The organism is Komagataeibacter kakiaceti JCM 25156, assembly GCF_000613305.1.
The window spans coordinates 1-964 of record NZ_BAIO01000709.1 but is presented as its reverse complement, the minus strand read 5'-3'; the positions used below and the strand labels follow the sequence as shown (position 1 = coordinate 964).

The following is a 964-nucleotide window of genomic DNA, read 5'->3' as shown; positions in this document are numbered from 1 at the left end:
CGCTGAACTGTATGGCCTGCCCGAAGCCTGTCTGGCGCATGTGATCGCGGCCCCCCTGCTGACCAACAGCGGCAGCCCCATCGTCCCGGCCACGTTCAACGGGACAGTCGGGCTGTCCTATGTCAGCGTGACACAGGGGCGGGTGGGTGTTTACGCCCATTCCTCCGATGATTTTCCCGTGGAAACCCCGGTGCGCATCCAGACCATCGCGGGCACGGGCATGACCTACACCACCGTCCTGAACGAACTGCGCATAAGCAACGGAACCGCCCGGGACATCCCCGCCGTAATGGAGGGGATTGGCAGGCCGCAGATCAACGACCAGCCCGTGCTGGGCATTATCGGCTATGACATATTGTGCAACTACAACGTGCTGTTTGACTTTCCGGCCCGGCGGATGGTCCTGTTCCTGACCACGGACGCCCCCGGCTGCACACCCGCGCGCAACTGGGTGGACGCGGATGGCATAAGCACCCCCCTCCTGCCCGACACAGAGGGGCGGCTGACCGGCATCACCGTCCAGATCGGGGACCATCCGGTGCGGATGGAAATCGAACCGGGGGCGGACATGTCCTCCCTCACGCGCAAGGTGGCGCGAAGCGTGGGGCTGAGTTCCGCCATCCTGCACAAGGACATGAATGTCCGCACCAACGCGGGGCGGATCCTGAACGGGCGCCGGCACCATTTTGATGACATCACGATCGGCGCGTGGCGTGACCTGCCGCTGGATATCAATATCGAGAAGACGACCTACAATGTCCTGGGCATGAACTTCCTGCGGCGCAGGCGCGTCCTGCTGGCCTTCCCGCAGGGCATGGCGTTCATCTCCCCCCAGCAGGACATGCCCGATGACCGGGGGCGGGCCACGCATGGCCTGCTCAGCACCCGCACCGCCATCGCCCGCCTGATCGACATGGCCCCGCCAGCGGATACACCCACCCCCACCGGCACGGCCACGACACCG

General features: G+C 65.2%; 1 protein-coding gene. It reads left to right on the top strand.

The window, feature by feature from the left end; all coding sequences use genetic code 11:
- On the top strand, nucleotides 1-964 hold a 964-nt coding region (locus JCM25156_RS18170; protein WP_025814258.1), incomplete at both ends, for a retroviral-like aspartic protease family protein.